The sequence below is a fragment of the Erythrobacter sp. JB1-15 genome, assembly GCF_057365035.1.
The window spans coordinates 2969249-2992365 of record NZ_CP200295.1 but is presented as its reverse complement, the minus strand read 5'-3'; the positions used below and the strand labels follow the sequence as shown (position 1 = coordinate 2992365).

At 58.7% G+C, this 23117-nt stretch carries 22 protein-coding genes and 1 pseudogene; 15 read left to right on the top strand and 8 right to left on the bottom strand.

Features of this window, described 5'->3' with window-relative positions; all coding sequences use genetic code 11:
• Positions 1–43: 43 nt before the first annotated feature.
• From AC0V6L_RS14440 to creD, 3 genes are all read left to right on the top strand, one after another.
• The gene (locus AC0V6L_RS14440; RefSeq protein WP_486154870.1) at positions 44–499 is read left to right on the top strand and encodes a BlaI/MecI/CopY family transcriptional regulator; all 456 of its coding nucleotides are present in this window, start codon (positions 44–46) and stop codon (positions 497–499) included.
• Positions 496–2205, top strand: a complete 1710-nt coding sequence (locus tag AC0V6L_RS14435) for a M56 family metallopeptidase (protein ID WP_486154869.1) — start codon at positions 496–498, stop codon at positions 2203–2205. Before AC0V6L_RS14440 ends, AC0V6L_RS14435 begins: the two co-directional genes overlap by 4 nt.
• A gap of 84 nt (positions 2206–2289) precedes the next feature.
• Positions 2290–3711 (top strand): cell envelope integrity protein CreD, encoded by a 1422-nt coding sequence (gene creD / locus AC0V6L_RS14430; RefSeq protein WP_486154868.1) that lies wholly within the window; start codon positions 2290–2292, stop codon positions 3709–3711.
• A 74-nt stretch (positions 3712–3785) separates the two neighbouring features.
• Here creD and AC0V6L_RS14425 read toward each other — a convergent pair whose 3' ends face one another.
• The gene (locus AC0V6L_RS14425) at positions 3786–4271 is read right to left on the bottom strand and encodes a hypothetical protein (protein WP_486154866.1); all 486 of its coding nucleotides are present in this window, start codon (positions 4269–4271) and stop codon (positions 3786–3788) included.
• Between the two features lie 25 nt (positions 4272–4296).
• Entirely contained in the window at positions 4297–5166 is an 870-nt protein-coding gene (gene ypfJ, locus AC0V6L_RS14420; RefSeq protein WP_486154865.1) for a KPN_02809 family neutral zinc metallopeptidase, read from the bottom strand.
• Positions 5167–5289: 123 nt separating this feature from the next.
• Here ypfJ and AC0V6L_RS14415 point away from each other — a divergent pair, with 123 nt between their 5' ends.
• From AC0V6L_RS14415 to AC0V6L_RS14395, 5 genes are all read left to right on the top strand, one after another.
• The gene (locus AC0V6L_RS14415; RefSeq protein WP_486154864.1) at positions 5290–6045 is read left to right on the top strand and encodes a 3-hydroxybutyrate dehydrogenase; all 756 of its coding nucleotides are present in this window, start codon (positions 5290–5292) and stop codon (positions 6043–6045) included.
• On the top strand, positions 6042–7538 hold the full coding sequence (locus AC0V6L_RS14410; protein ID WP_486154863.1) for a M20/M25/M40 family metallo-hydrolase: 1497 nt from the start codon (positions 6042–6044) through the stop codon (positions 7536–7538). Before AC0V6L_RS14415 ends, AC0V6L_RS14410 begins: the two co-directional genes overlap by 4 nt.
• An 84-nt stretch (positions 7539–7622) precedes the next feature.
• Positions 7623–9077, top strand: coding sequence for an IMP dehydrogenase (gene guaB / locus AC0V6L_RS14405; protein WP_486154862.1), 1455 nt, complete (start codon positions 7623–7625; stop codon positions 9075–9077).
• A complete protein-coding gene (locus AC0V6L_RS14400) occupies positions 9077–10258 on the top strand; it encodes an RsmB/NOP family class I SAM-dependent RNA methyltransferase (protein ID WP_486154861.1) in 1182 nt (393 codons plus the stop codon). Before guaB ends, AC0V6L_RS14400 begins: the two co-directional genes overlap by 1 nt.
• A complete protein-coding gene (locus tag AC0V6L_RS14395; RefSeq protein WP_486154860.1) occupies positions 10252–10812 on the top strand; it encodes a tetratricopeptide repeat protein in 561 nt (186 codons plus the stop codon). Before AC0V6L_RS14400 ends, AC0V6L_RS14395 begins: the two co-directional genes overlap by 7 nt.
• 10 nt (positions 10813–10822) lie before the next feature.
• Here AC0V6L_RS14395 and AC0V6L_RS14390 read toward each other — a convergent pair whose 3' ends face one another.
• Together AC0V6L_RS14390 and AC0V6L_RS14385 are read right to left on the bottom strand one after the other, a co-directional pair.
• Positions 10823–11296 carry an RNA pyrophosphohydrolase gene (locus AC0V6L_RS14390; RefSeq protein WP_486154859.1) on the bottom strand — a complete coding sequence of 158 codons (474 nt, stop codon included), beginning with the start codon at positions 11294–11296 and terminating at the stop codon, positions 10823–10825.
• On the bottom strand, positions 11293–12210 hold the full coding sequence (locus tag AC0V6L_RS14385; protein ID WP_486155156.1) for an alpha/beta hydrolase: 918 nt from the start codon (positions 12208–12210) through the stop codon (positions 11293–11295). The genes AC0V6L_RS14390 and AC0V6L_RS14385 overlap by 4 nt, the downstream gene beginning before the upstream one ends.
• 85 nt (positions 12211–12295) lie before the next feature.
• Between AC0V6L_RS14385 and AC0V6L_RS14380 the strand changes: the two genes are divergently transcribed.
• The 4 genes and pseudogenes from AC0V6L_RS14380 (at position 12296) to AC0V6L_RS14365 (ending at position 17339) form a co-directional block, all read left to right on the top strand.
• Positions 12296–13255 (top strand): metal-dependent hydrolase, encoded by a 960-nt coding sequence (locus AC0V6L_RS14380; protein ID WP_486154858.1) that lies wholly within the window; start codon positions 12296–12298, stop codon positions 13253–13255.
• Positions 13256–13373: 118 nt separating this feature from the next.
• Positions 13374–14768: a cryptochrome/photolyase family protein gene (locus AC0V6L_RS14375; RefSeq protein ID WP_486154857.1), complete on the top strand. Its 1395-nt coding sequence runs from the start codon at positions 13374–13376 to the stop codon at positions 14766–14768.
• 51 nt (positions 14769–14819) lie between these two features.
• Positions 14820–16093: pseudogene (locus AC0V6L_RS14370) on the top strand (class I SAM-dependent methyltransferase).
• A 19-nt stretch (positions 16094–16112) separates the two neighbouring features.
• Positions 16113–17339 (top strand): serine hydrolase domain-containing protein, encoded by a 1227-nt coding sequence (locus AC0V6L_RS14365; RefSeq protein WP_486154856.1) that lies wholly within the window; start codon positions 16113–16115, stop codon positions 17337–17339.
• Positions 17340–17385: 46 nt separating this feature from the next.
• Here AC0V6L_RS14365 and AC0V6L_RS14360 read toward each other — a convergent pair whose 3' ends face one another.
• From AC0V6L_RS14360 to purF, 3 genes are all read right to left on the bottom strand, one after another.
• Positions 17386–17733 carry a PilZ domain-containing protein gene (locus AC0V6L_RS14360; protein WP_486146447.1) on the bottom strand — a complete coding sequence of 116 codons (348 nt, stop codon included), beginning with the start codon at positions 17731–17733 and terminating at the stop codon, positions 17386–17388.
• A gap of 142 nt (positions 17734–17875) precedes the next feature.
• Positions 17876–18592, bottom strand: coding sequence for an SDR family NAD(P)-dependent oxidoreductase (locus tag AC0V6L_RS14355; protein ID WP_486154855.1), 717 nt, complete (start codon positions 18590–18592; stop codon positions 17876–17878).
• A gap of 11 nt (positions 18593–18603) precedes the next feature.
• Complete coding sequence (gene purF, locus AC0V6L_RS14350; RefSeq protein ID WP_486154854.1) at positions 18604–20115, bottom strand: amidophosphoribosyltransferase; 1512 nt, start codon at positions 20113–20115, stop codon at positions 18604–18606.
• Between the two features lie 221 nt (positions 20116–20336).
• Here purF and AC0V6L_RS14345 point away from each other — a divergent pair, with 221 nt between their 5' ends.
• From AC0V6L_RS14345 to AC0V6L_RS14335, 3 genes are read left to right on the top strand one after another with little or no spacing between them, the layout of a single operon-like run.
• Positions 20337–21575: a lipoprotein-releasing ABC transporter permease subunit gene (locus tag AC0V6L_RS14345; protein ID WP_486154853.1), complete on the top strand. Its 1239-nt coding sequence runs from the start codon at positions 20337–20339 to the stop codon at positions 21573–21575.
• A complete protein-coding gene (locus AC0V6L_RS14340; RefSeq protein ID WP_486154852.1) occupies positions 21568–22251 on the top strand; it encodes an ABC transporter ATP-binding protein in 684 nt (227 codons plus the stop codon). The genes AC0V6L_RS14345 and AC0V6L_RS14340 overlap by 8 nt, the downstream gene beginning before the upstream one ends.
• A 45-nt stretch (positions 22252–22296) precedes the next feature.
• Positions 22297–22776 (top strand): glutathione peroxidase, encoded by a 480-nt coding sequence (locus AC0V6L_RS14335; RefSeq protein ID WP_486154851.1) that lies wholly within the window; start codon positions 22297–22299, stop codon positions 22774–22776.
• 20 nt (positions 22777–22796) lie between these two features.
• Here the strand turns inward: AC0V6L_RS14335 and AC0V6L_RS14330 are convergent, their stop codons facing one another.
• The gene (locus tag AC0V6L_RS14330) at positions 22797–23087 is read right to left on the bottom strand and encodes a DUF6958 family protein (RefSeq protein WP_486154849.1); all 291 of its coding nucleotides are present in this window, start codon (positions 23085–23087) and stop codon (positions 22797–22799) included.
• Positions 23088–23117: the final 30 nt, after the last annotated feature.

Here is a 23117-nt window from a genome sequence, read left to right as displayed (position 1 = left end):
CGGCCACGTTCATCCGGGCTTCATGTTTACAGACGTAGTCGGTATGACTACAGGCGTAATCAGTCAGGGGAGAGTGCTTGTGTCAAAGGCCGATCCAACTTCAAGCGCAGGCCATAATCCAGCCGGCCATATCCCGGAACGCATCAGCGAGGCTGAGCTCGCCGTGGTCGAGGTGCTCTGGGCCAAGGGCACCGCCAGCGCTGCCGATGTGTGCGCAGCGGTGTGCGAACAGCGCGGGTGGAGCCTTCCCACGGTCAAAACGCTGCTTTCCCGGCTCGTTCAGAAACAGGCGATTGAGGCAAAGCCGGATGGCCGACGCTATCTCTACACCGCGACAATCGCGCGCGAGGATTATGTTGGCGGGGAATCCAAGAAACTGGTGGACCGCCTGTTTGGCGGGAAAGCCGCGAGCCTGGTCGCCCATCTGGCAGAAACTGAAGCTCTCAGCGAAGATGATCTTACCGAGATTGAAGCTTTGCTCAAGGAGTTGAAGCAATGACCGGGTGGCTTGTAGATACGCTGGTTTGGACCGGCATTCTGATCGCCGCCGTGCTGGTCATTCGCCGCCCGGTGGCGCGCTGGTTTGGGCCGCAGATCGCCTATGCCTTGTGGGCGCTTCCGATGGCGCGATTGCTGCTGCCGCCAGTGCAATTGCCCAGCTGGCTTGCCCCTGCGCCGCCGCAAGAAAAAGGTTCGGCCATGCTGGATCAAAATGCGGCTCTGCAGGTTCTTGATAACGAAACTCGATTCCACACTCCGGTTGCGACAACTTCTGGCACTGCGGAATCGGGAGCGGCGGCGCCTGATCCTGTCACACTGATTACCCCGATTGCCGGGTTTGATGGGTCTGCGCTCATCGCCATCGCAATCGCAGTGTGGCTGATCGGTGCCGCCGCGTTCCTTTACGCCCGTTTTGCTGCCTATTTCCGCCTGCGCGCGCATCTGTTTGACGGCGCGCGCGATGTGGGGCGCGATGGCGCTGTGCGGTTCATTGAAACCCCTGCCACGCATTCGCCCGTTGCTTTTGGCGTGATCGACAAAGTGGTGGCCTTGCCCCAGGGTTTTATGGCGCAGCCTGACAGACAGGCGCGCGATCTGGCGCTGGCGCATGAACTTGCGCATCACCGCGGCCGCGATCTCAGCGTGAATATGGCGGTGCAGCTGCTGTTTGCGCTCCACTGGTTCAATCCGCTTGGCCGGTATGGCTGGCTGGCGCTGCGCCGCGATCAGGAAGCGGCGTGCGACGCGCGCGTTATGGCGCAGGCCCCGGCAGAGACCAAAGCCCATTATGCCAATGTCATTGCCAGCTTTGCCGCTGGTCCCAATGTTGCCCTCGCAGCGCCGATGGCGTGTCCTGTGCTGGGCGAAAAATCCATCATCCACCGGCTAAGGAGCCTTACTATGACCGATATGTCCCAGCGCCGCACTATTGCTGGCCGCTTTGTCTTGGGGGCTGGCGTGCTCGCTTTGCCGCTGACTGCCTCGATCAGCTATGCTGCGCCTGATGTGCCCGGTGCGCCCGGTGCGCCTGCCGTTTCGCTTGCCGAGGTCACCCCGCCAAGTGCTCCCGCAGTGTCAGTGCAGCCGCCGCAGCCGCCCATCGCTCCTGCTCCCGGTCTCGCTCCAGAGGCGCCCGCTGCTCCGATTGCACCGGATGCGCCATCCGCGACAATTCTGACGATTGATCCTGATACGGGCGAGGCGCGGGACATTTCTGCCGATGAGACGGTCACCGTCATTGTCGATGCCGCAGATGAGCAGGAGGGCGAAGGACAAGTGCACCGCACCGTCTATCGCACCAGCAATGTCAGCAGCACCCGCCGCCTGACCGATGAAGAGCGCGAGGAAATCCTCGAAGAGGTCCGCGAAAGTCTGGCTGAGGCGAAAGAGGAATTGGACGAGCTTCCCGCTGAGCTGGCTGAAACCATGGCGGAGCTTAATGAGGCCGGGCAGCATATGGGCCGCACGGTTGTAAAGATGGAATGCCATTCCTCATCGGATGATGTTGCCACAACGACTACGGATCAAAACGGGCTCACCACCACCATGATCTGTAAAAAGCGTATCATGGCAAATGCTCTCATGGGCTTAAAGGAAGCGCGCAAGGCGATCCTGAAAAGCCGCGACCTGGACAAGTCGATGCGCCGTGACATCGTGAAAGAGCTGGATAAGCAAATCCGCGAATGGGAAAATCAGTCGAGCTGACGCGGCTTATTTACACCAGTTCACATTCAATTCACTTCGTCGCTATCATTGCACGTTTCGTCTCAATTATAGGAGGACGAGGCGATGGCGTACAAAGGCGGCTCAGGCCGCAAGGAACGAAGTCCGGGTGTGAAATTGCTGTTGGCGGGATTGGTTGGCCTGGCGCTCATCATTCCGCTGGCAATGGTGTATCTGTTGGTGAGCGATCGCCAGCATCAGGCACGCATCGCGCAAAATTCGATTGAGGCGGGCTGGGCAGGCGCGCAGACGATTGCCGGGCCGATGCTGGTGGTGCCGTACACAACCACCACCCAATCATCCGAAGAGGTGGACGGCAAAACTGTCACTCGCAATTACCAGACGCGCCAGAACCTGTTCATCGCTGCACAGGCGCAGGATATCACCACCAATGTTGATCCGGAAAAGCGCAGCCGCGGGGCGATTTATGAAACGGTCGTCTATGACGCGCAAATGGCGGGCACAGCGCAGTTTGCTTTGCCCGATGATCTCGACAAGCTGGGGATTGATGCGGCCAGCCTGCTGCTGGATGAGGCTTATATCCAGCTTTCGGTAAGCGATCCCAAGGGCTTGCAAACCGATGCGCAATTGTCTGCCAATGGCGCTGCGCTTGTGCTTAATCCGGGTCTTGGCCCTGACAGCAATGGCAGCGGGGTTCACGCCTTTTTCGATTGGACAGGGGCAGAGCCGATTGCGCTTGATTTTGGCTATTCGCTGCGCGGATCAACCAATCTCAGCTTTGTCCCGCGCGGGGCGGCGACCGATTGGAATGTGACCAGCACTTGGCCGCATCCCAGCTTTACCGGCGGGTTCCTGCCGGGGGATGAAGACCGCGAGGTGAGCAAGGATGGGTTCAAAGCCAAATGGTCGGTTTCCAATCTGGCGCTGGGCCAATCGCTGGTCAGCATTGGCCAGCCCGAAGTGCCGGTTAATCCGACCTATTATGATGATGGATTTGGCAGCCGTTCCGTGCCGCCTCCGGGCGATAACATCGCCTCGATTGGCTTTATGGAGCCGGTTGACCTTTACAAACAGGTCGAGCGCGCTTTGAAATACGGGTTCCTGTTTATCGGCTTCACGTTCCTTGCGTTTTTGATGTTCGACATTGTTGCAGGCGCGCGGGTTGCTTCGGCGGAATATCTGCTGACAGGGGCAGGGCTGATCTTGTTCTTCGTCATGCTGCTCGCTTTTGCCGAGCTGGTCGGATTTGCGCTGGCCTACACGATATCAAGCGGCGCGATCATTGGCCTGCTGACCAGTTACAGCGCGGCTGTGCTGAAAAGCTGGAAGCGTGCAGGCGTGATCGGCGGAATGCTGGTGGGGCTGTATGCGGTGCTTTACGTGCTGCTCAACCTTGAAGCGTGGTCGCTGGTGATCGGTTCCATCATGCTGTTCGCAGCGCTTGCAGGGGTGATGTATGCCACGCGCAATATTGACTGGACACAGGTGCGCGCGAGCAAACCGGATGAGGAAGAGCTGGAAGCTTAACGCGGCTCATTCCGCGACAGACAAAGGGCCGGGAGCATCACCGCTTCCGGCCCTCTTTGTCATGACAGATGGGTTTAATTCTCGTCTTCGGCAGTTTCGGCTTTTGGACGTGCAGGGTATTCGCACCCGCGTTCCTGGCCCAAACCTTTCAAGAACCCGCGCCGCACCATGCCGGCCATAATCGCGGCATTCTCCTTGCGCTTGTCGCCCGCAGCACCGGACACTTCGCGCAAGATACCGCGAAATGGGATAACAGATCCGACCAGACCTTTCGCTGCTTTTCCGACAGTCAAATCGGTGTCGGCTTCTCCTGCAAGATCGTAGTCAGGTCCGAGCACTGTATCGAGCTCAGCCACTTGCGCGACAATTGCATTGCAGCTGGATAATCCTTCGGATGCATAAGGGTCTTTTGCCGCGATTAGCAGCACTTCGGGGATTTCATCAGAATTGATGTTGAGATCATTCAGCGGAGTGCGCGCAATCTCCTCGGCATCGGGATCATCGCTAACGACTTGGGCTGCCACCGGGCTGGCGAATACAGCCGCGATGGCAAATCCCACGGGGGCGACCCATCTGGGCGCATTTCTATGGTTGAAAATATACGTCGCAAGCGTTTGCATTGCCGCTCTCCATTCCGCGTTGCAGAGCCTCTCGGCGCTGTTGGCTGGTGCCATGTGTGAAACCTTCAGGATTGATCCGTTGGCCCGCATTGCGCTGCAAGGTGTCATCCCCAATCGCGCTGGCTGCGGCCAGACCTTCCTGCATATCGCCCGGCTCAATCCGGTCAGCGTTAAGGCCCGCCCACACGCCTGCATAGCAATCCGCCTGCAATTCCATGCGCACTTGAAGGCGGTTGGATTGCGAAGGGTTCTGCCGCTGCGCGCTGCGCACCTGATTGGCAAGACCGCGCACATTCTGGATATGGTGGCCATATTCATGCGCCAGCACATAAAGCCGCGCAAAATCCCCGCGCGTGCCCGACATTTGCGCCAGCTGATCGTAGAACGAGACATCGATGTAAATGCCCATATCGGCCGGGCAGTAAAACGGACCCGACGCAGATGTCGCCCCGCCGCAGCCTTGCGTCATCACCTGGCCATTGCGGTAGAGGTCTAGGAAGGGCTGTTCAAACTGCACGCCAGACCGCGCAAAGATCGGCTCCCATGTCTCGTTCAGATTGGTGAGAGCTGAGCATGCCTCCATCGCATAGGGGCCGCTATTGCAGACTTCTTCTTCGCTCAAATCGCTGCCGGCCGTGCTGACCGGGTCTGATTGCTGCTGCATCCCGCCGATTGTGCCGATGGTCTGCATCGGATCAACGCCAAACACCAAAGCAGCAATGATCGCGATGACGATTGTGCCGCAGCCAACGCCGCCCGCGCGTCCCATGCGCCTGCCGCCGCCATCAGAGGAGCGCACTTTTATCTTTGATGTATCAAACCTGTTCAGCCGCATTGTGCATCCTCCCCGCGACGCATTGATCCTTTATTGCATCGCAGTGTGCGTCAAATTCGCTGGACACACACGGCGACCCGCGCAATTGCTGTGCATCAATGGAACACGATAAGGGGGTTGGCAATGCTGCTTGAAGGCAAGAAGGCTTTGATCACGGGGTCGACCTCGGGAATTGGCTTGGCGATGGCGCGCGCGCTTAAGGCAGAAGGGGCCAGCGTCATCCTCAACGGTTTGGGCGACCGTGATGAAATTGCCGCCCTGCAGGATGAACTGGGCGCAGATTTTAACGGTGCCAACCTGATGGATAAGGCCGCGATTGAAGCGATGATGGCGGATATCGGCCCGCTTGATATCCTCATCAACAATGCCGGTATGCAGCATGTCAGCCCGGTGGAGGATTTTCCGGCAGACAAATGGGACGCAGTGATCGCGCTTAACCTGACGGCGGTGTTCCACACAACGCGGTGCGCGGTGCCGGGGATGAAAGAGAAAGGCTGGGGCCGGATCATCAACACCGCCAGCGCCCATTCACTCACCGCATCGCCGTTCAAAAGCGCGTATAACGCATCCAAACATGCGGTGGCAGGCTTTACCAAAACCATCGCGCTGGAACTGGCGCAAACGGGCGTGACTGCCAATTGCATTTCACCCGGCTATGTTTGGACCCCGCTGATCGAGGGGCAAATCCCCGATACGATGGAGGCGCGCGGTCTTAGCCGGGAAGAGGTTATCAACGATGTCCTGCTCGCCAAACAGCCGACCAAGAAATTTGTTCAACCCCATGAAGTGGGCGCGCTTGCGGTGTTTTTGTGCCGCGAGGAAGCGGGCAATGTGACAGGCGCCAATTGGAGCATTGACGGGGGCTGGACTGCCGAATGATGCACGCGCTGCGCTTGTTTGGCCTTGCAATGGCGGCCGCTGCGATGGCGGCGTGTTCCGGCGGGCCGATTGCTTCTGCTTCTTCATCAGAGCGTGCGCGCATTGCGGATGCGATGATGCGCGATATCGAAGTGCTTGCCAGCGATGATTTTGGCGGGCGCAAGCCGGGCACTTTGGGCGGTGAACGCACGGTTGCTTATATCACGCAGCAGATGGAGGCTGCGGGGCTGACATCGGGCACCAATGATCCCGGCAGCGAATGGCGCGCACCGGTCCCGCTCGTCAGTACAACGCCTTTTACCAGCAAAGTCGCGGTCCGATACGGCAATCGCGAAATCGCGTTTGACACCAAGGACGCGGTCGCTTTCACCGCGTCGCGCCGCGAATTGGTCGAACGGGCAGAGGCCGTGTTTGTCGGCCAATTGGGTTATGAAGCGCCCGCAGACATAATTGCAGGCAAAGTCGTCATTATGCTGGATGGAGTGAGCGCTGAAAATCCTGGCGGCACAGCGCGCACTGGCTCTGACAGGCGCGCAGAGCTGTTTGCCAAGGGGCCAGCGGCGATCATCACAGTGGTTGAGAACAGCGCGGAGATTGCTGGGCTGAAGACCGCGTTTGGCAATGAACGCATTGTGCTTGCGAGCGAGGAAACCCGTTCGCTAAGCGCCTATGTCACGCATGATGCACTGGGCGCTGCACTCAATCGAAAAAGCTGGGACCGGCTTGTTGGAGCGGCCATGCGGGATGATTTTGCACCCCGCATCCTGAACGCGCAGGCAACGATTGAGGCGACATCGGACAGGCGCGAATTTACAAGCTACAATGTCATCGGAAAACTGGCAGGCACAAACCCTGATGCAGGCGCGGTGCTGATGTTGGCGCATTGGGATCATCTGGGCGAATGCGGCGGCGCAGATGCTCCTGATGCTATTTGTAACGGCGCGGTGGATAACGCCAGCGGGATTGCCGCCATGCTCGAAGTATCGCGCCGTCTGGCTGCCACTGGCCCGCATGACCGCGATATCTATGTGCTGGCGACCAGCGCGGAAGAAGCCGGATTGCTGGGCGCGAAATCCTTTGCTGAAACACCGCCTGTGCCGCTTTCCTCGATCCTAGCCGCGTTTAATTTTGACACCACCGCGCTTGCGCCTCAGGGCAGCCCGGTTGGCTTTATTGGCGATGGGCGAACCGTGATTGATCGCCCGGTTAAAGATATTCTGCGCCAAGCGGGGCGAAAGCTGGGCGATCCCGAAGTGGCGAACCAGTTTGTCCAGCGCCAGGATGGCTGGGCGCTGCTGAAAAAGGACGTGCCCGCAGTGCTGATATCAACCACATTCGGTTCGCGCGCGATCCTGGGGCCGTATCTGGACGGCGATTACCATGCTCCCTCAGATGAAATTGCAGGGTTAGAGCTGGGCGGGGCAGTGGATGATGTGCTGCTGCATGCCGAATTGCTGCGCCATTTTGCCGATACGCGCGGTTATCAACCCTAGCGCGGCGATGAACATTGCAGGACGGGGCAGTCCATCGTAAGCGGAGGCGCACGATTCGCCTCTCCCACAGAAAGCCCCGTGCACATGGAAATCCCTCTCGGCCTTACCTTTGATGATGTTCTGCTTCGCCCTGCGGAAAGCAACGTCCTGCCATCCATGGCCAATACAAGGACGCAGCTGACGCGTTCTATCGCGCTCAATATCCCCGTCCTATCATCGGCAATGGATACAGTGACAGAGGCCGATATGGGCATTGTTATGGCGCAATTGGGCGGCATTGGCGTGCTTCACCGCAATCTGGACGTGCCCGAACAATGCGCCGCGGTGCGCGCGGTCAAACGGTTTGAAAGCGGGATGGTGGTCAATCCGATCACTATCGGCCCCGAAGCGGTTCTGGGCGAGGCGCAGGCATTGATGGATCAGCACAAGATCAGCGGCATTCCCGTCACAGATAAAGGCGGCAAGCTGGTTGGTATCCTCACCAATCGCGATGTCCGCTTTGCAGAAAATCCCGCGCAGCCCGTGCGCGAATTGATGACGACGGATAATCTGGCCACTGTGCCTTTGGGCACCAGTCAGGAAGATGCGCGCCGCTTGCTGCATGGCCGGCGGATTGAAAAGCTGCTGGTGGTGGATGATGATTACAAATGCATCGGACTCATCACAGTGAAAGACATCGAAAAGGCGGTCAATTACCCGCATGCGACCAAGGATGAGGCAGGCCGTTTGCGCGTGGCTGCAGCAACGACTGTGGGCGATAAAGGTTTTGAGCGGACCGAGGCGCTTATCGATGCCGAGGTGGATGTCGTCATCATCGACACCGCGCATGGCCATAATGCTGACGTGTCCAAAGCAGTTGAGCGGGCCAAATCCCTTTCCAATTCGGTTCAGGTGATCGCCGGCAATGTCGCCACCGCAGAAGCAACCCGGGCGCTGATTGATGCAGGCGCGGATGCGATCAAAGTGGGCATTGGCCCCGGCTCCATTTGCACCACGCGCGTCGTCGCAGGCGTCGGCGTGCCTCAGCTCACCGCCGTCATGGAAAGCGCCGAGGAAGCGGCGAAATCGGGCGTTCCGGTGATCGCAGATGGCGGGCTTCGCACATCGGGTGATGCGGCCAAGGCGCTTGCCGCGGGCGCATCGAGCGTCATGGTCGGATCGATGCTCGCAGGCACGGCGGAAAGCCCCGGTGAGGTATTCCTTTATCAAGGACGCTCGTACAAATCCTATCGCGGCATGGGCAGCGTAGGCGCGATGGCGCGCGGCAGCGCGGACCGGTATTTCCAGCAGGATGTCTCCGCCATGAAACTGGTGCCCGAAGGGATCGAGGGACAAGTGCCTTTCAAAGGGCCTGCCGCCGATGTCATCCACCAGCTTGTCGGCGGGGTGAAAGCCGCGATGGGTTATACCGGATCTGCGACCATTGCCGATTTGCAGCAACGCGCAAAGTTTGTTCGCATCACCAATGCCGGGCTGTCGGAAAGCCATGTGCACGATGTGGCGATCACGCGCGAAGCGCCGAATTATCCGACGCGCTGATGAAACCTGCAGCCCGCGTGCAGGCGGCGATTGAACTGCTCGACCAAATCATCGCAGCCGCCGAAACCAAAGGCGCGCCTGCAGACCGGCTGATCGCGCAATATTTCAAAGAGCGCCGCTATGCAGGCTCCAAGGATCGCCGGGCGGTGCGCGAACTTGTCTACCGCGCGGTCCGCCTGTGCGGTCCGGTGCCGCAAACGGGGCGCACAGCAATGCTGGCGGTCGCAGGCGAGGATGAGGTGGTTGCCGCCCTGTTTGATGGATCACCCTATGGCCCCGCAGCGATAGGCGAGCATGAAACGCCCGCGCGCACCGGGCTTGCCCCGCAATGGCAGGCGGAAGCTTTGGCCAAATCGGATATGAAGGATGACGCGGCGCTCGCTTTGCTGGACCGCGCTCCGCTCGACATCCGCGTGAACGCGCTGAAAGCGGACCGGGAAACTCTCGAACTGCCGGTCACGGGCGAACCGCTCGCCGCGCCGCAGGGTGTGCGCTTTCCCTTTGGCACGCAGGTGGAGCAATGGGACGCGTACAAATCAGGCGCGATAGAGATACAGGACCACGCCAGCCAGCTTGTGTGCGAAGCTGTGCCAGCTCAGGCCGGAGACACCGTGCTTGATCTGTGCGCAGGGGCAGGGGGCAAAACGCTGGGTCTCGCCGCGCGGTTTGGCAATGCGATCAGTTTGATTGCAGCCGATACGGACAAGCGCCGTCTGGGCAATCTTGCCCCGCGAAGCGCGAAAGCAGGCGCGGGAGTGGATCACACCGTGCTGCTCGATCCGGGTAAGGAGATGGCGGCGCTTGAAGCATTTGTGGGCGCTCCCGATCATGTGCTGGTTGATGCGCCGTGTTCGGGCACGGGCACTTGGCGGCGCAATCCGGAAAGCCGCTGGCGGCTTACTCCGAATGAGCTTTCCCGCTTGAACACCTTGCAGGCCCATGTGCTTGATCTGGCGGCGGCATGTGTAAAGCCGGGCGGCGCGATCACTTATGCAGTGTGCTCTGTGCTCGATGCAGAAGGCGCTGATCAGATCGCCGCGTTTCTTAAACGGCACGAAGGTTGGCGCAGCGAAGCGGTCAGCCTGCCGCTTGGCACCAAACGCGGCGAAGGATTGCGCCTTGATCCGTTCCGCGACGGCACGGATGGGTTTTTTATCGCCATTTTACGAGGGCCATGTTAGCCATTCATGGTATGGATGATGTGCCCCCATCCCGGTCCAATGAATTGAAGGATATCCTGATGCGTTTTGCGCCCGCTGCTGCCGCTTTGTCTTTGTGTTTTGCTGTCACCGCCAGTGTGACAGCAGCGCAGGATAACGAACCGGATGCGCGCGCGCTTGCACTGGTGGCGCAGGGTCAGGCTTTGCTAAAAGCGGGCGATACTCAGGCCGCGATTGACGCATACGAGGCCGCTTTGGCGGTTGATCCGGGATACACGCCGATCTTCCTCGAACTCGCAGAAGCCGCGCGCTCTGATGGCCTTCAGGGCAAAGCGATCACCTATTACCGCGAGGCACTGGCCCGCGATCCGGGCAATTTTGCCGCGATTTCGGGTGAGGGGGAAGCCTTGGTCGAAAAAGGCGCGGTGGACAAAGCGCGGCGCAATCTGGCGCAATTGCAAAGCCTGTGCGGCGATACATGCCCCGAAACCCGCGCGCTCGAAAACACTATCGCCAAAGGACCGCCGGCCCGTCTGGCAGCGGAAACGGCAGAGGATCAGCCGTCCACCAATTGATGCGCGGCATTCAGATCAGCGGCGCAAATTCGTCCACGATCTGCTGATACACTTCGCGTTTGAACGGGACGATCAGACCGGGCAATTCGTGCGGGCTTACCCAGCGATGCGCGCCAAATTCAGCCGGTTCATGCGCGTTGAGGTTAATGTCAGCATCACTGCCGGTAAAGCGGCCGAGGAACCAATATTGCTCCTGACCGCGATATTTGCCTTTCCACAATTTGCCCATCAATTCAGGCGGCAAATCATAACGCAGCACCTTTGATGCAGGCGCGATTATTTCGACCAGATCAGCGGTAACGCCGGTTTCCTCCTCCAGTTCGCGCAAGGCAGCGGTCTCAGGGTCTTCGCCCGGATCAATGCCCCCTTGCGGCATCTGCCATTTGCCATGCGCGCGTTTTTCAAGCCGCTGTCCGACCAGCACGTGGCCATCGGCATTCACCAGCATAAACCCCGCGCATGGGCGGTAAGGCAGATCGTTCATGGCTTGGCTCCCAGCAGGAAATTCATCGCGGCGATCACGCGTTCCAGATCGCCTTGCGCGGATGGCACTGCGCCTCTGATATTGGTGAAGGAATGGGTGACGCCCTGCATCTCAAGGAAGATGCAATCCGCCCCCGCATTCGCCAAAGCGCTCGCGTAATCGCGCCCGGAATCGCGAATAGGATCAAGGCTGGCGGTCACAACCACGCTGGGCGGCGCGCCTGTGTGATCGCCCAGTATGGGAAACCCGCGCGGGTCTGCCCTGTCTGCCTGATAGGCGGCATCGAAAAACTCAACCGCCGCTTTGGTGAGGATGAACCCTTCGGCAAATTCTTCCAAGCTGGCAGATCCCCGCGCATCGCTGGCGAGGGGAAACAGCGGCACTTGCAGCACCACGGGCACATCTGCGGGATTGGCGGCAAGCAATTGGCCCACCGCAATGGTCGCGGTGCCGCCCGCGCTATCGCCGATAGTGATGATCCCGGTCGCCTCTCTGTCCAAAGCACCGGGCGAAGAGGCAATCCACCGCGCCGCCGCCTCGCAATCGTCAATCGCGGCGGGAAAGGGAGCCTCTGGCGCGCAGCGATAATCGACCGCCACCAAAGGCAAATCCATCAAAGCGGCAATTTCGGTGCACAGCGCATGGTGCGTTTCTAAATCGCCGATGACGAAACCGCCGCCGTGAAAAAACGTCATGACGGGAGAGGGGCCGCGATCCGCTTGCGCATCGTATAAACGCAGCGGAATATCGCCTGCGGGGCCGGGGCAGCTTAAATCCTTTATCACTGCCAATTCCCGCGCGGGCCTGTCCGCCATGCCGTGCAGCGCGCGGTAGGATGCGCGCGCTTCCTCCAGCGTCATATCCGCAATCGGCGGGCTGCCAGCTGCGGCCAGCGCATCCAGAAACGCTTTCATATCAGGGCGGATAAACGGGGTATGGGTCAAAGGCTTGCCTTTCAATTCTTTGACGCGGCTATGCACGAGGGCTAGCGGATTTCAAATGGATAACCTCACGCACAGCCTTGCGGGCGCTTTGATTGGCCAGATGGGCCTTAAGACAAAAACGGGTCTTGCCATGCCCGCGCTGATCATTGGTGCAAACCTGCCCGATGTCGATGCTGCGTGTTTTTTCTGGCTGGAAGGGACAGAGCATCTGGGTTTCCGCCGGGGGATTACGCACGGCCCGCCTGCATGGGTGTTGCTGCCACTGATTTTGGCGGGGCTCTTGTGGTGGTTTGACCGTTGGCAGGAAAAGCGCGGGAAACGGCCCGAAGGCCGACTGCCGGTCAATTTCAAATGGCTTTACCTCCTCAGCTTTGTCGGGTGCCTGTCGCACCCGGCGCTCGACTGGCTGAATGTGTACGGGATCAGGCTGCTAGAGCCGTTTTCCTCGCAGTGGTTTTATGGCGATACGCTGTTCATCATTGATGTGTGGCTCTGGGCGCTTTTGGGCTTTTCGGTCTGGTGGAGCCTGCGCAAAGAAAAACGCGGGCGCGAATGGAAACGGCCTGCGTGGGTCGCTGCAACTGCGGCGCTGGCTTATATTGCGATGAATGGGGCATTTTCGGGCGCAATTCATGCATCCGCAAACTCGCCTCGAAATTATGGTCCCGGCACTCAAGTGATTGTCAGCCCAGTTCCGTTCGCGTTCTGGCAGCGCGAAATCTTCACTAAGCCACCGGAGGACAGTTGGCAGGGCACGCTTTATACCCTTGGTGGCTCTGATCACGAGGATGCGCCGCTTAGCGATAGCTATTGCGTTCTGCCCGATCTGACCGAAGAACGCGCCGCCAATTCCCAGCTCGATGCGTTTCTGTTTTGGAGCCGCGCGCCCTTTGCTGTGCGCGCTGACGACGGTTCGATAATTCTTTACGATGCCCGCTTTTACGACCCGCGCGCACGGGACCGGTTCTCCATCGCGGTGCCCGGTGCCGAATGTGTGGAACTTCCGCCGGGTTAATTCGCTCCTTCACTAAATCCGTTCGCCCTGAGCTTGTCGAAGGGCTGTACTTCACTTCGAGTGCTGCGCCAGAAGACAGAACGGGGCTTCGGCAGGCTCAGCCCGAACGGGAAATGGAATGTCTCAAACCCAAATCGTCTGGCTGCGGCGTGATCTGCGTATCGCCGACAATCCCGCTCTATATGAAGCCGCCAAGCTTGGCCCTGTTATCGCGGTCTATGTGCTCGACGATGAGGCGGCCAAAACCCACGCCTATGGCGGGGCATCGCGCTGGTGGCTGCACCACTCGCTTGAGAGTTTGCAGGCGAGCTTTGCCAAGCGGCATGCGCGCATCATCCTGCGCAAAGGCGATGCGGTAGAGCACCTCACACAAATCGCCGAGGAAACGGGCGCGGTCACCATTCACGCCAATCGCCATTACGAACCATGGTGGCGCAAAGCGCAAAAGGCGTTGAGTGAAGCCTGCGATCTCAAACTCTATGATGGCAATTACCTTGCCCCTCCCGGCACGGTGACGACAGGGTCGGGCGGACAATACAAGATCTACACCCCGTTCAGCCGCGCGGTGCGCGCGCAATTTCCGCCGCGCGATGAAGTGCCTGAGCCTGAAACGCTGTCTTCGCCTGACAGCTGGCCAGCCTCCGATAATCTGGATGACTGGAACCTGCTTCCGGTAAAGCCCGATTGGGCAGGCGGCCTGCGCGAGGCATGGGACGTGGGCGAAGAGGCCGCTTATGCGCAGCTTAACAGGTGGGAGGCGGAGGTTGATGGCTATGAAGAGCAGCGCAATCTGCCATCTGTCAAAGGCGTATCGCGCCTGTCGCCGCATTTGCATTTCGGCGAGATTTCGCCGGTGCAAATCTGGCATCACTTCAAACACAAACGCTCCGATGGCTGGCGCATTTATGAAAGCGAGCTGATCTGGCGCGATTATGCGCAGAACGCGATTGCGCAATTCCCCCTCTATGCCCGCGAAAATTACCGCGAGGATTTTGACAAACTCAACTGGCGCGATCCGCATTCCGACAAACAGGCTGCGCGCGATTTGAAAGCGTGGCAAGAGGGCCGTACAGGTTACCCAATCGTTGATGCAGGCATGCGCGAGCTCTACCAGACGGGATGGATGCACAACCGGGTGCGGATGATAACGGCAAGCTTCTTAATCAAACATCTGCTGATCGATTGGCGCGAGGGCGAGAAGTGGTTTTGGGACACGCTGTGTGATGCGGATTACGCGTCCAATTCGACCAATTGGCAATGGACCGCAGGCACGGGCGTCGACAGCAATATGTTCGTGCGGATCATGGCTCCCTTATCGCAATCGGAAAAGTTTGATTGCGCCGCCTATATCCGCGAATTTGTGCCGGAACTGAGCGGGCTGGATGAACCCTATATCCATGATCCTGAAGAGCATGGCTGCCTGCCCAAAGCCTATCCCGCCAAGATCATCGGCCACAAGGCCGCGCGGACACGGGCGCTGGATGCGTATAAAGCCATGAAAGAAGGCGGATAGCCGCCCGCCAGCGCTTGCCCCGCATGCATGGCAGCGCCTATGCTTTGCGCGATGAATGCGCCTGAATTGCCAGCAAAGATGAGAGGGGATGCGCTGATAAGCGCAGGCGAACGCTTTGGCGCATCGCCCGGATGGCTTGCGCGGCTAATCGCGCCCGGTTTTACCGCGATGGTGGACCGCGTGGATGCGGGGCTGGAACGCGGATCAATCCTGGCGCATCTGCCCGATGGCACATCGCGGATGCTAGGCGGCGCGCGCGCGGCTTTGATGCGGAGATGACACTAAAGGATTGGCGGTCCTTGTTGCGGCTTGCGACAGGCGGGTCGATTGGTTGGTATCAGGGATATGAGGCGGGCGAATGGGACTGCGCTGATCTTACCACTTTGTTTGCGGTGATGGGCGACAATGCGCGCACGCTTGGCAGCACCGCGCGATCATCCGGGCCCTTCAAATGGGCCGCCAGCGCGGCGCACAGGCTGAACCGCAACAGCCGGCAGGGCTCTCAGCGCAATATCGCGGCGCATTACGATCTGGGCAATGATTTCTATGCCGCCTGGCTTGACCCCGGCATGACCTATTCAAGCGGGCTTGCGCTGAGCGGTATGGGTGAAGATGGGCTAGAGGCATCGCAAAAGCGCAAAAATGCTGCAATCCTTGACCGGCTTGACCTGCAGCCGCATCACACAGCGCTCGAAATTGGGTGCGGGTGGGGCGCATTGGCGTGTGAGCTTGATGCACGCGCCGCCGCGGCCACCGCAATCAGCCTGTCGGATGAACAATTGGACTGGGCCCGCCGCCGCACCAGCAATGTCAATTGGCAGCGGCTCGATTACCGCGACTGTGATGGCGCATTTGACGCGATTGCCAGCGTTGAAATGGTCGAAGCTTTGGGCCGCGAAAACTGGCCGCATTTTCTCGATTGCCTTGCGCGAAATCTGAAACCGGGCGGCAGAGCGGCGATCCAGTATATCTCCATGGCCGATGACCTGTTCGAAACCTATGCCAGCACGGTCGATTTCATTCAGGCTTATATCTTCCCCGGCGGGCTGCTGATCAAATCATCCGAATTTCGCGGCCTTGCTGAGGCGCGCGGGCTTGAATGGCGCGATCAAACCGATTTTGGCGCAGATTACGCCGCCACTTTGCGCATCTGGCGCGAAAGGTTTGACGCTGCGGCCGATCAATCGCGCCTGCCCAAAGGTTTTGACGATCGGTTTGTACGGCTCTGGCGATATTACCTTGCCTATTGCGAAGCGGGCTTTCTCACAGGTAACGTTAATGTGCACCAAGTGACTTTGATTAAACCTGTAGAGTTGAACGAATAAACACAAAGGGGATGAGGGCATGACACGCACACGATTGGCCGCGCAGCTGTTGTTAAGCGCTTCGGCGGCATTGGCGATGACGGCATGCGCTCCGTCTTATCAGGGGGCAGGAACAGGGGCGCAGACCGCGCCGCTTGGGGCGGTTGAATTGACCCAGCCGCCTGTCCTTGATCCTGCTCAGCAGCAGGTGCTCTTTTGGGATGATGCCACCCGTTCGGCCCGGTTCCGCGATATGGAAAGCTGGTTTGCCGGCCACGAAGTGCCCGCTGCCACCACCACGCGCGCTTTGCCGCAAGGCGCTCCGCTGAGCGATGATCTTCAGGCTGATCTGGCAAAGCTGATGGCTGACACCAATGCCGCTGGCATTATGGTGCTGCAGGACGGCAAGGTCCGGTACGAACAATACGGCCTTGGCCTTGGTAAAGCGGACCGGTGGACCAGTTTCTCGGTCGCGAAAAGCTTCACTTCAACTTTGCTTGCTGCGGCCATTTCGGATGGGTTTATTGGCGGCCTTGATGATTCTGTGACGCAATATATCCCCGAATTAACAGGGTCTTCCTATGACGGTGTGACCGTCGGCCAATTGGTAACGATGACCAGCGGTGTCGACTGGAACGAGGATTACACCGACCCTGAAAGCGACGTCGCGCAGCTGAATAAGTTTGTGACCGAATATGGCGAAGATGCGATTGTTGCGCAGATGAAAGAGCTGGGCAGGGCCAATCCGCCGGGGGAGAAATTCTCTTATTCTACAGGCGAGACAAACCTGATCGGCCTGCTGATTGAAAACGCCATCGGACTGCCCATGGCCGAGTATGCGCAAACCAAGATTGTCGAACCTGCCGGATTTGAAGGCGGGATGTTCTGGATGGTCGATCCGCGCGGCGGCAATATTGGCGGGTGCTGCCTGTCTTTGCGCCTGTCCGATTATGCCCGCATGGGCCAGTTCGCGCTGGAAGGCGGTAAAGGCCAGTCAGGTGAGCAGATCGTTCCCGAAGGTTGGTTTGGTGAGGCTGGCTCTGCCAAGGTCCAATTTGGCGGCGGGTTTGGGTATGGTTATCAATGGTGGACCTATCCCGGCAACAATTACGGCGCGCAGGGAATTTTCGGTCAGGCAATCACCGTTATACCCGGCACCAACACCGTCATCGCGATTGTGAGCAATTGGCCTAAGGCAACATCGAACGCTTATCGCGGGCAGGCGGGCGCGATTATCGCGAAACTGGCAGTGCCGGGCGGCGGTTAAGCCGGGAAGCGGACCGGGCGTTTAAGATCGCCCAGTTCGCCTTGCATCAAATGGCTTTTCGGGGCGCGTTCAGATTGCTGTATCGTTGCAGGATGTTGTCATGCACGATGGGGCTGAGCAGCTCTTCGAACGCGCAGCCGACAATGCAATTGTCCCACCACACAACTTCTGCCTGAAGCGATTCGAGCCCCGGCAGTGTCAGCCAGCATTTCTGGCCTTCGTGCATGCGGTTGATCGACGCGGCGGAAAAGCCCGAGATCGACAGATCATGCACCACGCTTTGAAATGCGCGCCCGCCAGAGGCCCGCAAAGTCGCAGGGATCGTCAGTTTTGTACGCGGCGCGCAGCGGTCTTCTTGTGCTGCGACGGCATAAGGTTCTTTTTCAATCGGCATCGTGCGGTACTCGGGTCCAATCAGCGGGAGGTCTCTTCGCCCTTGGTCAAACTACGTAGTGCAGCAGAGCGGCCTTCCAACCCGTCACTGAAAATGGTTACCACCAAGTAAATTTGGCCCCCGTGAAGGATGCGTTTTGCGATCAGCCGTCGATGCGTTCGCGATGACCCGTTGCAAATCCTTCGCTCGCCAGCTCCGCAATCCGCGCGGCCACCACTTCTGGCGATTTGACCGATTGCGCATCTTCGCCCGGATAGGCGCGTGCGCGCATGCCGGTGCGGGTTGCGCCGGGATCGATAATGGCGACTTTCAGCGGCGAGAGTTTTTCAACCTCTGCGCCGTAAGTTTCGAGCAGATTGTCAAACGCAGCCTTGGTCGATCCATAGGCCGACCAGAACGGGCGAGGGGACGCGCCGACAGAGCTGGTTAACCCGATGACTTTGCCCGCCTTCGCGCGCCGCATCAACGGATCAAACGCTGCCAGCATCGCCTGAGTTGAGACCATATTGGTCATCACGGCTGTGGTGAATTGTTTGGGATCAATCTGCGAAAGCGGTGTAAGCTCTGGCAGATAAGCCGCTGAAAGAACGAGTATATCAAGGCTTTCCCAGCGCCCGCCAATGGCGCCGGCCAGGCGTGATACGGCGTCCGCTTCGGTCAGATCGACAGGCGCGATGGTGGATGTGCCGCCTTCTTCATGGATGGCATCCTCGATCAGCTCTAATGCTTTCACTTTGCGCGCCACCAATATGACATGCGCGCCCGCTTTCGCCAAAGCTTTCGCTGTGGCCGCGCCAATGCCCTGGCTTGCGCCGGTGACCAGCGCGGTCTGGCCGGATAAGGGTTTGGAATCAGTCATGTATCAGGCCTTTAAGCAGCTTTTGGATCAGCAAAAGGGAGCTCATCGCTGCCTTCCTCTTTCGCCCGCAAATCGGTGAGGCTGGTGGGGTAATCCCCGGTAAAGCACGCATCGCAAAATTGCGGGCAAGCTTTGTCGCGCCCTTTCGCGCCGACTGCGCGGTAAAGGCCATCAATGGAGATAAACGCCAGGCTGTCTGCCTGAATATATTCGCGCATAGGCTCCAATTGCATCCGCGCGGCGAGCAGTTTTTCGCGTTCGGGCGTGTCCACGCCGTAAAAGCAGGAATGCGCCGTGGGCGGGCTGGCGACGCGGAAATGCACTTCGCTTGCGCCTGCCTCGCGCATCATTTCAACGATTTTAAGGCTGGTTGTCCCGCGCACAATGGAATCGTCAATCAGAACGATCCGCTTGCCTTCGACCAAAGAGCGATTGGCGTTGTGTTTACGCTTTACACCTGCATGGCGCGCGCTGTCCGATGGCTGGATGAATGTGCGCCCGACATAGTGCGATCGGATAATGCCAAGCTCAAATGGCACGCCGGAACTTTGTGCATAGCCGATGGCCGCTGGCACGCCGCTATCGGGAACAGGCACGACCAGATCGACATCGCAGGGCGCTTCTTGCGCTAATTCAGCGCCGATGGCTTTGCGCGCTTCATAAACTGAATGGCCTGCAAAGAAGCTGTCAGGACGGCTGAAATAGACATGCTCAAAAATGCACGGGCGCGCGGGCGGTTTGGTGAAGGGGTGGACGCTTTTCACTTCGCCATCAAAGCCCACTTGCAACAATTCGCCTGGCTCAACTTCGCGGATGAATTCGCCGCCTGCCACATCAAACGCGACCGTTTCTGATGCAAAGACGATGGCATCGCCCATTTTGCCCATCACCAGCGGGCGAATGCCCAAAGGATCGCGGCAGGCGATCATCCCTTCGGGTGTCATCACGATCAGCGCATAGGCGCCCTCGACCAACCGAAGGGCATCAATCAGCCGGTCCGCGATGGTGGGATAGCGCGATGTGGCGACCAGATGGATGATAACTTCGGTGTCAGAGGTTGATTGAAAGATCGAACCCTTGCCGACCAGATCCTTGCGCAGCATTTTCGCGTTGGAGATATTGCCGTTATGCGCCACGGCAAATCCGCCGCTTGCCAGCTCTGCATAAAGCGGCTGCACATTGCGCAGGCCTGATCCGCCTGTGGTCGAATAGCGCACATGGCCCGCTGCCATTGTGCCCGGTAACTCGGCGATGGCTTCGGGTGTTGAGAAGTTTTCCGCCACATGGCCAAGCCCGCGGCGCGAGAAAAACTCTTTGCCATCAAAGCTCGTCAGCCCCACCGCTTCTTGTCCGCGATGTTGCAAAGCATGGAGGCCCAGAGCGGTCGCCGCGGCTGCATCGGCGGCGTTGATAACGCCGAAAACGCCGCATTCCTCCCGAAGCTTATCGCCGTCGAGATCGAGCCACGGGTGGGTTAGATTGCCTGGAAATGGGCCTGCGACTTTATCGGTATTATTGGGCATCACCAGAAGTCCGCTGCGCTGCGTGCTGGGGAGCAGGATCAATGGCGATGTTACGATACAATTACAAGCTTCGTGATGGCGCACATGCCGGGTTTCTCAATGCGGGAATTTCGCGTGCGCATTTTTACACACAATAGCGGCAAGGGCAGCGATTGCGAGGCGGCGAGCCTGCGCCTACAGCGGCGGTTCATATCCACCCTTGCACATGCGCGAGCGCACCTATGCTCACACCTTTTGAAAGAATGATTGCCAAGCGCTATTTATGGCCGGGCAAAGGAGAGGCGTTTATCGCGCTCGTCGCCGGGATTTCTGTGGGCGTGGTGATGCTGTCGGTGGCCATGCTGGTGATCGTGATGAGCGTGATGAACGGGTTCCGCTCTGAAATGATTGACCGGTTCGCAGGCGTAAACGGCCATGCCGTGGTGCAGGCGTTTGGCGGCAGGCTGGATAATTGGGAAAGCGTGCTCGAAGATGTGCGCGGCACCGAAGGCGTGATCAAAGCATCCCCGCTGATCGAACAGCCTTTGCTGGCGAGCTTTAATGGCAGGGTGAACCAGATTTTCGTACGCGGGCACACCGCGCAGGACATTGCCGAGCTAGAAGATAAGGTGATGCTGGGCAGCATGGCCAGCCTTGAACCGGGCGAAAGCCGCGTTGCCATAGGCACCCAATTGGCCAGCAATCTGGGCGTGCGCGTGGGCGATTCGATAACGATCATCAACCCGCAAGGGCGCAGCACTCCGTTTGGCACGTCCATCCGGCAGGTCGCTTACGAAGTGGGCGCTATCTTTGAGATTGGCCTTTACGATTTTGACGAAACCTTCGTCATCATGCCGATGTCTGATGCGCAGACCCTGCTGCTGCTTGATGATACGGTGGGCCTGATCGAAGTGACGGTGACCGATCCCAACAATGTCGCAGAGATATTGGAACCGGTTCAGCAAAGCCTGACGGGAAGGGCGCAGATTGCCGATTGGAAAACGATCAACTCAACCATTTTTGAGGCCTTGGAAGTTGAGCGTGTGGCGATGTTCTTTGCATTGTCTTTCATGGTGTTGGTTGCGTCTTTTAACATTCTGTCGAGCCTTGTGATGCTGGTACGCGCCAAAACGCGCGATATTGCGATTATGCGGACAATGGGCGCGACGCGGCGGTCTTTGCTCAAGATTTTTGTAACGACCGGCACGACAATCGGCACGCTGGGAACGGTGGCGGGATTGGCGCTGGGGTTCCTCGTCCTCTATTTCCGCAATCCGATTGTTGAATTCATCGCCTTTGTGACCGGCCAGCAATTGTGGGATCCCAAAGTGCGCTTTTTGACAGAGCTTCCTTCCAAAACCGATCCTTGGGAGATTGCGGGCATTGTCACTCTCGCGATTGTGCTGAGTTTTCTGGCGACGCTTTACCCCGCATTGAAAGCGGCGAACACCGATCCGGTTCAGGTGCTGCGTTATGAATAACCAGAACGCCCCTATCGCCAGCTTGCGAGCGCTTCAGCGCAGCTTTGAGCAAGGCGGCCAGCGCATCGAAGTGCTGCGCGGTGTAGATCTGGATATTATGCCGGGCGAAATTGTCGCGCTGCTTGGCCCATCGGGTTCGGGCAAATCGACCATGCTGCAAGCGGTCGGCCTGCTCGAAGGCGGCTTTGAAGGCAGCATCCGCATTGCCGGCGAAGCGGCTGAAAGCATGCCGCCCGATCAGCGCACCCGTTTGCGGCGCGAACATCTGGGCTTTGTCTATCAGTTCCACCATCTGCTGCCCGATTTCGACGCGAGCGAGAATGTGGTCATGCCGCAAATGATTTTCGGCACTTCGCGTGAGGAAGCGCAGGGGCGCGCGCAGCATTTGCTTTCCAGCCTTGGGCTTGGCCACCGGCTGACGCACCGGCCCAATCAATTGTCTGGCGGTGAACAGCAACGCGTCGCCGTGGCGCGCGCGCTCGCTAATCGGCCAACATTGGTGCTGGCGGATGAGCCGACGGGCAATCTGGATGAACACACCGCCGACACAGTGCTGGGCCAATTTTTAGAACTAGTCCGCGGCGAAGGCAGCGCAGCACTGGTCGCAACGCACAATGAGAGGCTAGCCGCGCGGATGGACCGTGTGGTGCGCCTGCACGAAGGGGTGCTTGAATAGCCCTTGCCGCTCCCCATTTGCGGGAGAGCAGCAAAGGATAGTTCTATGCCCACGATCGCAGATTTTACCGTCACCACCAATCGCGGTGAAAGCCTCGATCTTGCCGAGAAGAAGGGCAAGGTTCTGCTGGTGGTGAACACCGCCTCGAAATGCGGCTTTACCCCGCAATATGATGGGCTTGAGGCGCTTTATCAGCAGTTCAAGGATGCCGATTTCGAAGTGCTCGGTTTTCCCTGCAACCAGTTTGGCGGTCAGGAACCCGGCAATGCGGATGAAATCGCGGAATTTTGCAAAGTCAATTTCGGCGTTACATTCCCGCTGATGGAAAAGGTGGAGGTCAACGGATCAGGCGCATCGCCTTTGTTTGACTGGATGAAGAAAGAAGCCCCCGGCGCATTGGGCACGCGCTCGATCAAGTGGAATTTCACCAAATTCCTCATCAACCGGGAAGGCGAAGTGGTCAAACGGTACGGATCAGGCGACACCCCTGCGCGCATCGCAAAGGATATTGAAAAGCTTATTTAGCGTCTTGGGGGCAGGCAAGCTTACTTCCAATGCCACCTGAGCGGCTTGGTCGCCTCGCGAACCAGCAAACCTTTTGCTTCCAGATCAAGCTGCACCGTTTTTGCCCACCATCCGCAGGTCTTTCCGCCTGGAAACAAGTCTTCGCTCAAATGCGGCTTAACCGCCTCGCGGGTTTCATTCTGTGTAAGGCCGGGGGAGGCTTTGGGCAGCGATTTTTCTAATGCTGCGCGCATATCATTGTATTTGGGTGCATTTACGCGGGTCGTTCTGCCCGGCGTGTTCACATTTTCAACTTCGATCATGTCAGTCATTTGGTCCTCCCGTCTGTGCAATATAGCTTG

Coding starts and splice junctions, on each gene's coding strand:
- AC0V6L_RS14440 (WP_486154870.1), top strand. CDS start 44: ATGACTACAGGCGTAATCAGTCAGGGGAGAGTGCTTGTGTCAAAGGCC.
- AC0V6L_RS14435 (WP_486154869.1), top strand. CDS start 496: ATGACCGGGTGGCTTGTAGATACGCTGGTTTGGACCGGCATTCTGATC.
- creD (WP_486154868.1), top strand. CDS start 2,290: ATGGCGTACAAAGGCGGCTCAGGCCGCAAGGAACGAAGTCCGGGTGTG.
- ypfJ (WP_486154865.1), bottom strand. CDS start 5,166: ATGCGGCTGAACAGGTTTGATACATCAAAGATAAAAGTGCGCTCCTCT.
- AC0V6L_RS14415 (WP_486154864.1), top strand. CDS start 5,290: ATGCTGCTTGAAGGCAAGAAGGCTTTGATCACGGGGTCGACCTCGGGA.
- AC0V6L_RS14410 (WP_486154863.1), top strand. CDS start 6,042: ATGATGCACGCGCTGCGCTTGTTTGGCCTTGCAATGGCGGCCGCTGCG.
- guaB (WP_486154862.1), top strand. CDS start 7,623: ATGGAAATCCCTCTCGGCCTTACCTTTGATGATGTTCTGCTTCGCCCT.
- AC0V6L_RS14400 (WP_486154861.1), top strand. CDS start 9,077: ATGAAACCTGCAGCCCGCGTGCAGGCGGCGATTGAACTGCTCGACCAA.
- AC0V6L_RS14395 (WP_486154860.1), top strand. CDS start 10,252: ATGTTAGCCATTCATGGTATGGATGATGTGCCCCCATCCCGGTCCAAT.
- AC0V6L_RS14390 (WP_486154859.1), bottom strand. CDS start 11,296: ATGAACGATCTGCCTTACCGCCCATGCGCGGGGTTTATGCTGGTGAAT.
- AC0V6L_RS14385 (WP_486155156.1), bottom strand. CDS start 12,210: ATGAAAGCGTTTCTGGATGCGCTGGCCGCAGCTGGCAGCCCGCCGATT.
- AC0V6L_RS14380 (WP_486154858.1), top strand. CDS start 12,296: ATGGATAACCTCACGCACAGCCTTGCGGGCGCTTTGATTGGCCAGATG.
- AC0V6L_RS14375 (WP_486154857.1), top strand. CDS start 13,374: ATGTCTCAAACCCAAATCGTCTGGCTGCGGCGTGATCTGCGTATCGCC.
- AC0V6L_RS14365 (WP_486154856.1), top strand. CDS start 16,113: ATGACACGCACACGATTGGCCGCGCAGCTGTTGTTAAGCGCTTCGGCG.
- AC0V6L_RS14360 (WP_486146447.1), bottom strand. CDS start 17,733: ATGCCGATTGAAAAAGAACCTTATGCCGTCGCAGCACAAGAAGACCGC.
- AC0V6L_RS14355 (WP_486154855.1), bottom strand. CDS start 18,592: ATGACTGATTCCAAACCCTTATCCGGCCAGACCGCGCTGGTCACCGGC.
- purF (WP_486154854.1), bottom strand. CDS start 20,115: ATGCCCAATAATACCGATAAAGTCGCAGGCCCATTTCCAGGCAATCTA.
- AC0V6L_RS14345 (WP_486154853.1), top strand. CDS start 20,337: ATGCTCACACCTTTTGAAAGAATGATTGCCAAGCGCTATTTATGGCCG.
- AC0V6L_RS14340 (WP_486154852.1), top strand. CDS start 21,568: ATGAATAACCAGAACGCCCCTATCGCCAGCTTGCGAGCGCTTCAGCGC.
- AC0V6L_RS14335 (WP_486154851.1), top strand. CDS start 22,297: ATGCCCACGATCGCAGATTTTACCGTCACCACCAATCGCGGTGAAAGC.
- AC0V6L_RS14330 (WP_486154849.1), bottom strand. CDS start 23,087: ATGACTGACATGATCGAAGTTGAAAATGTGAACACGCCGGGCAGAACG.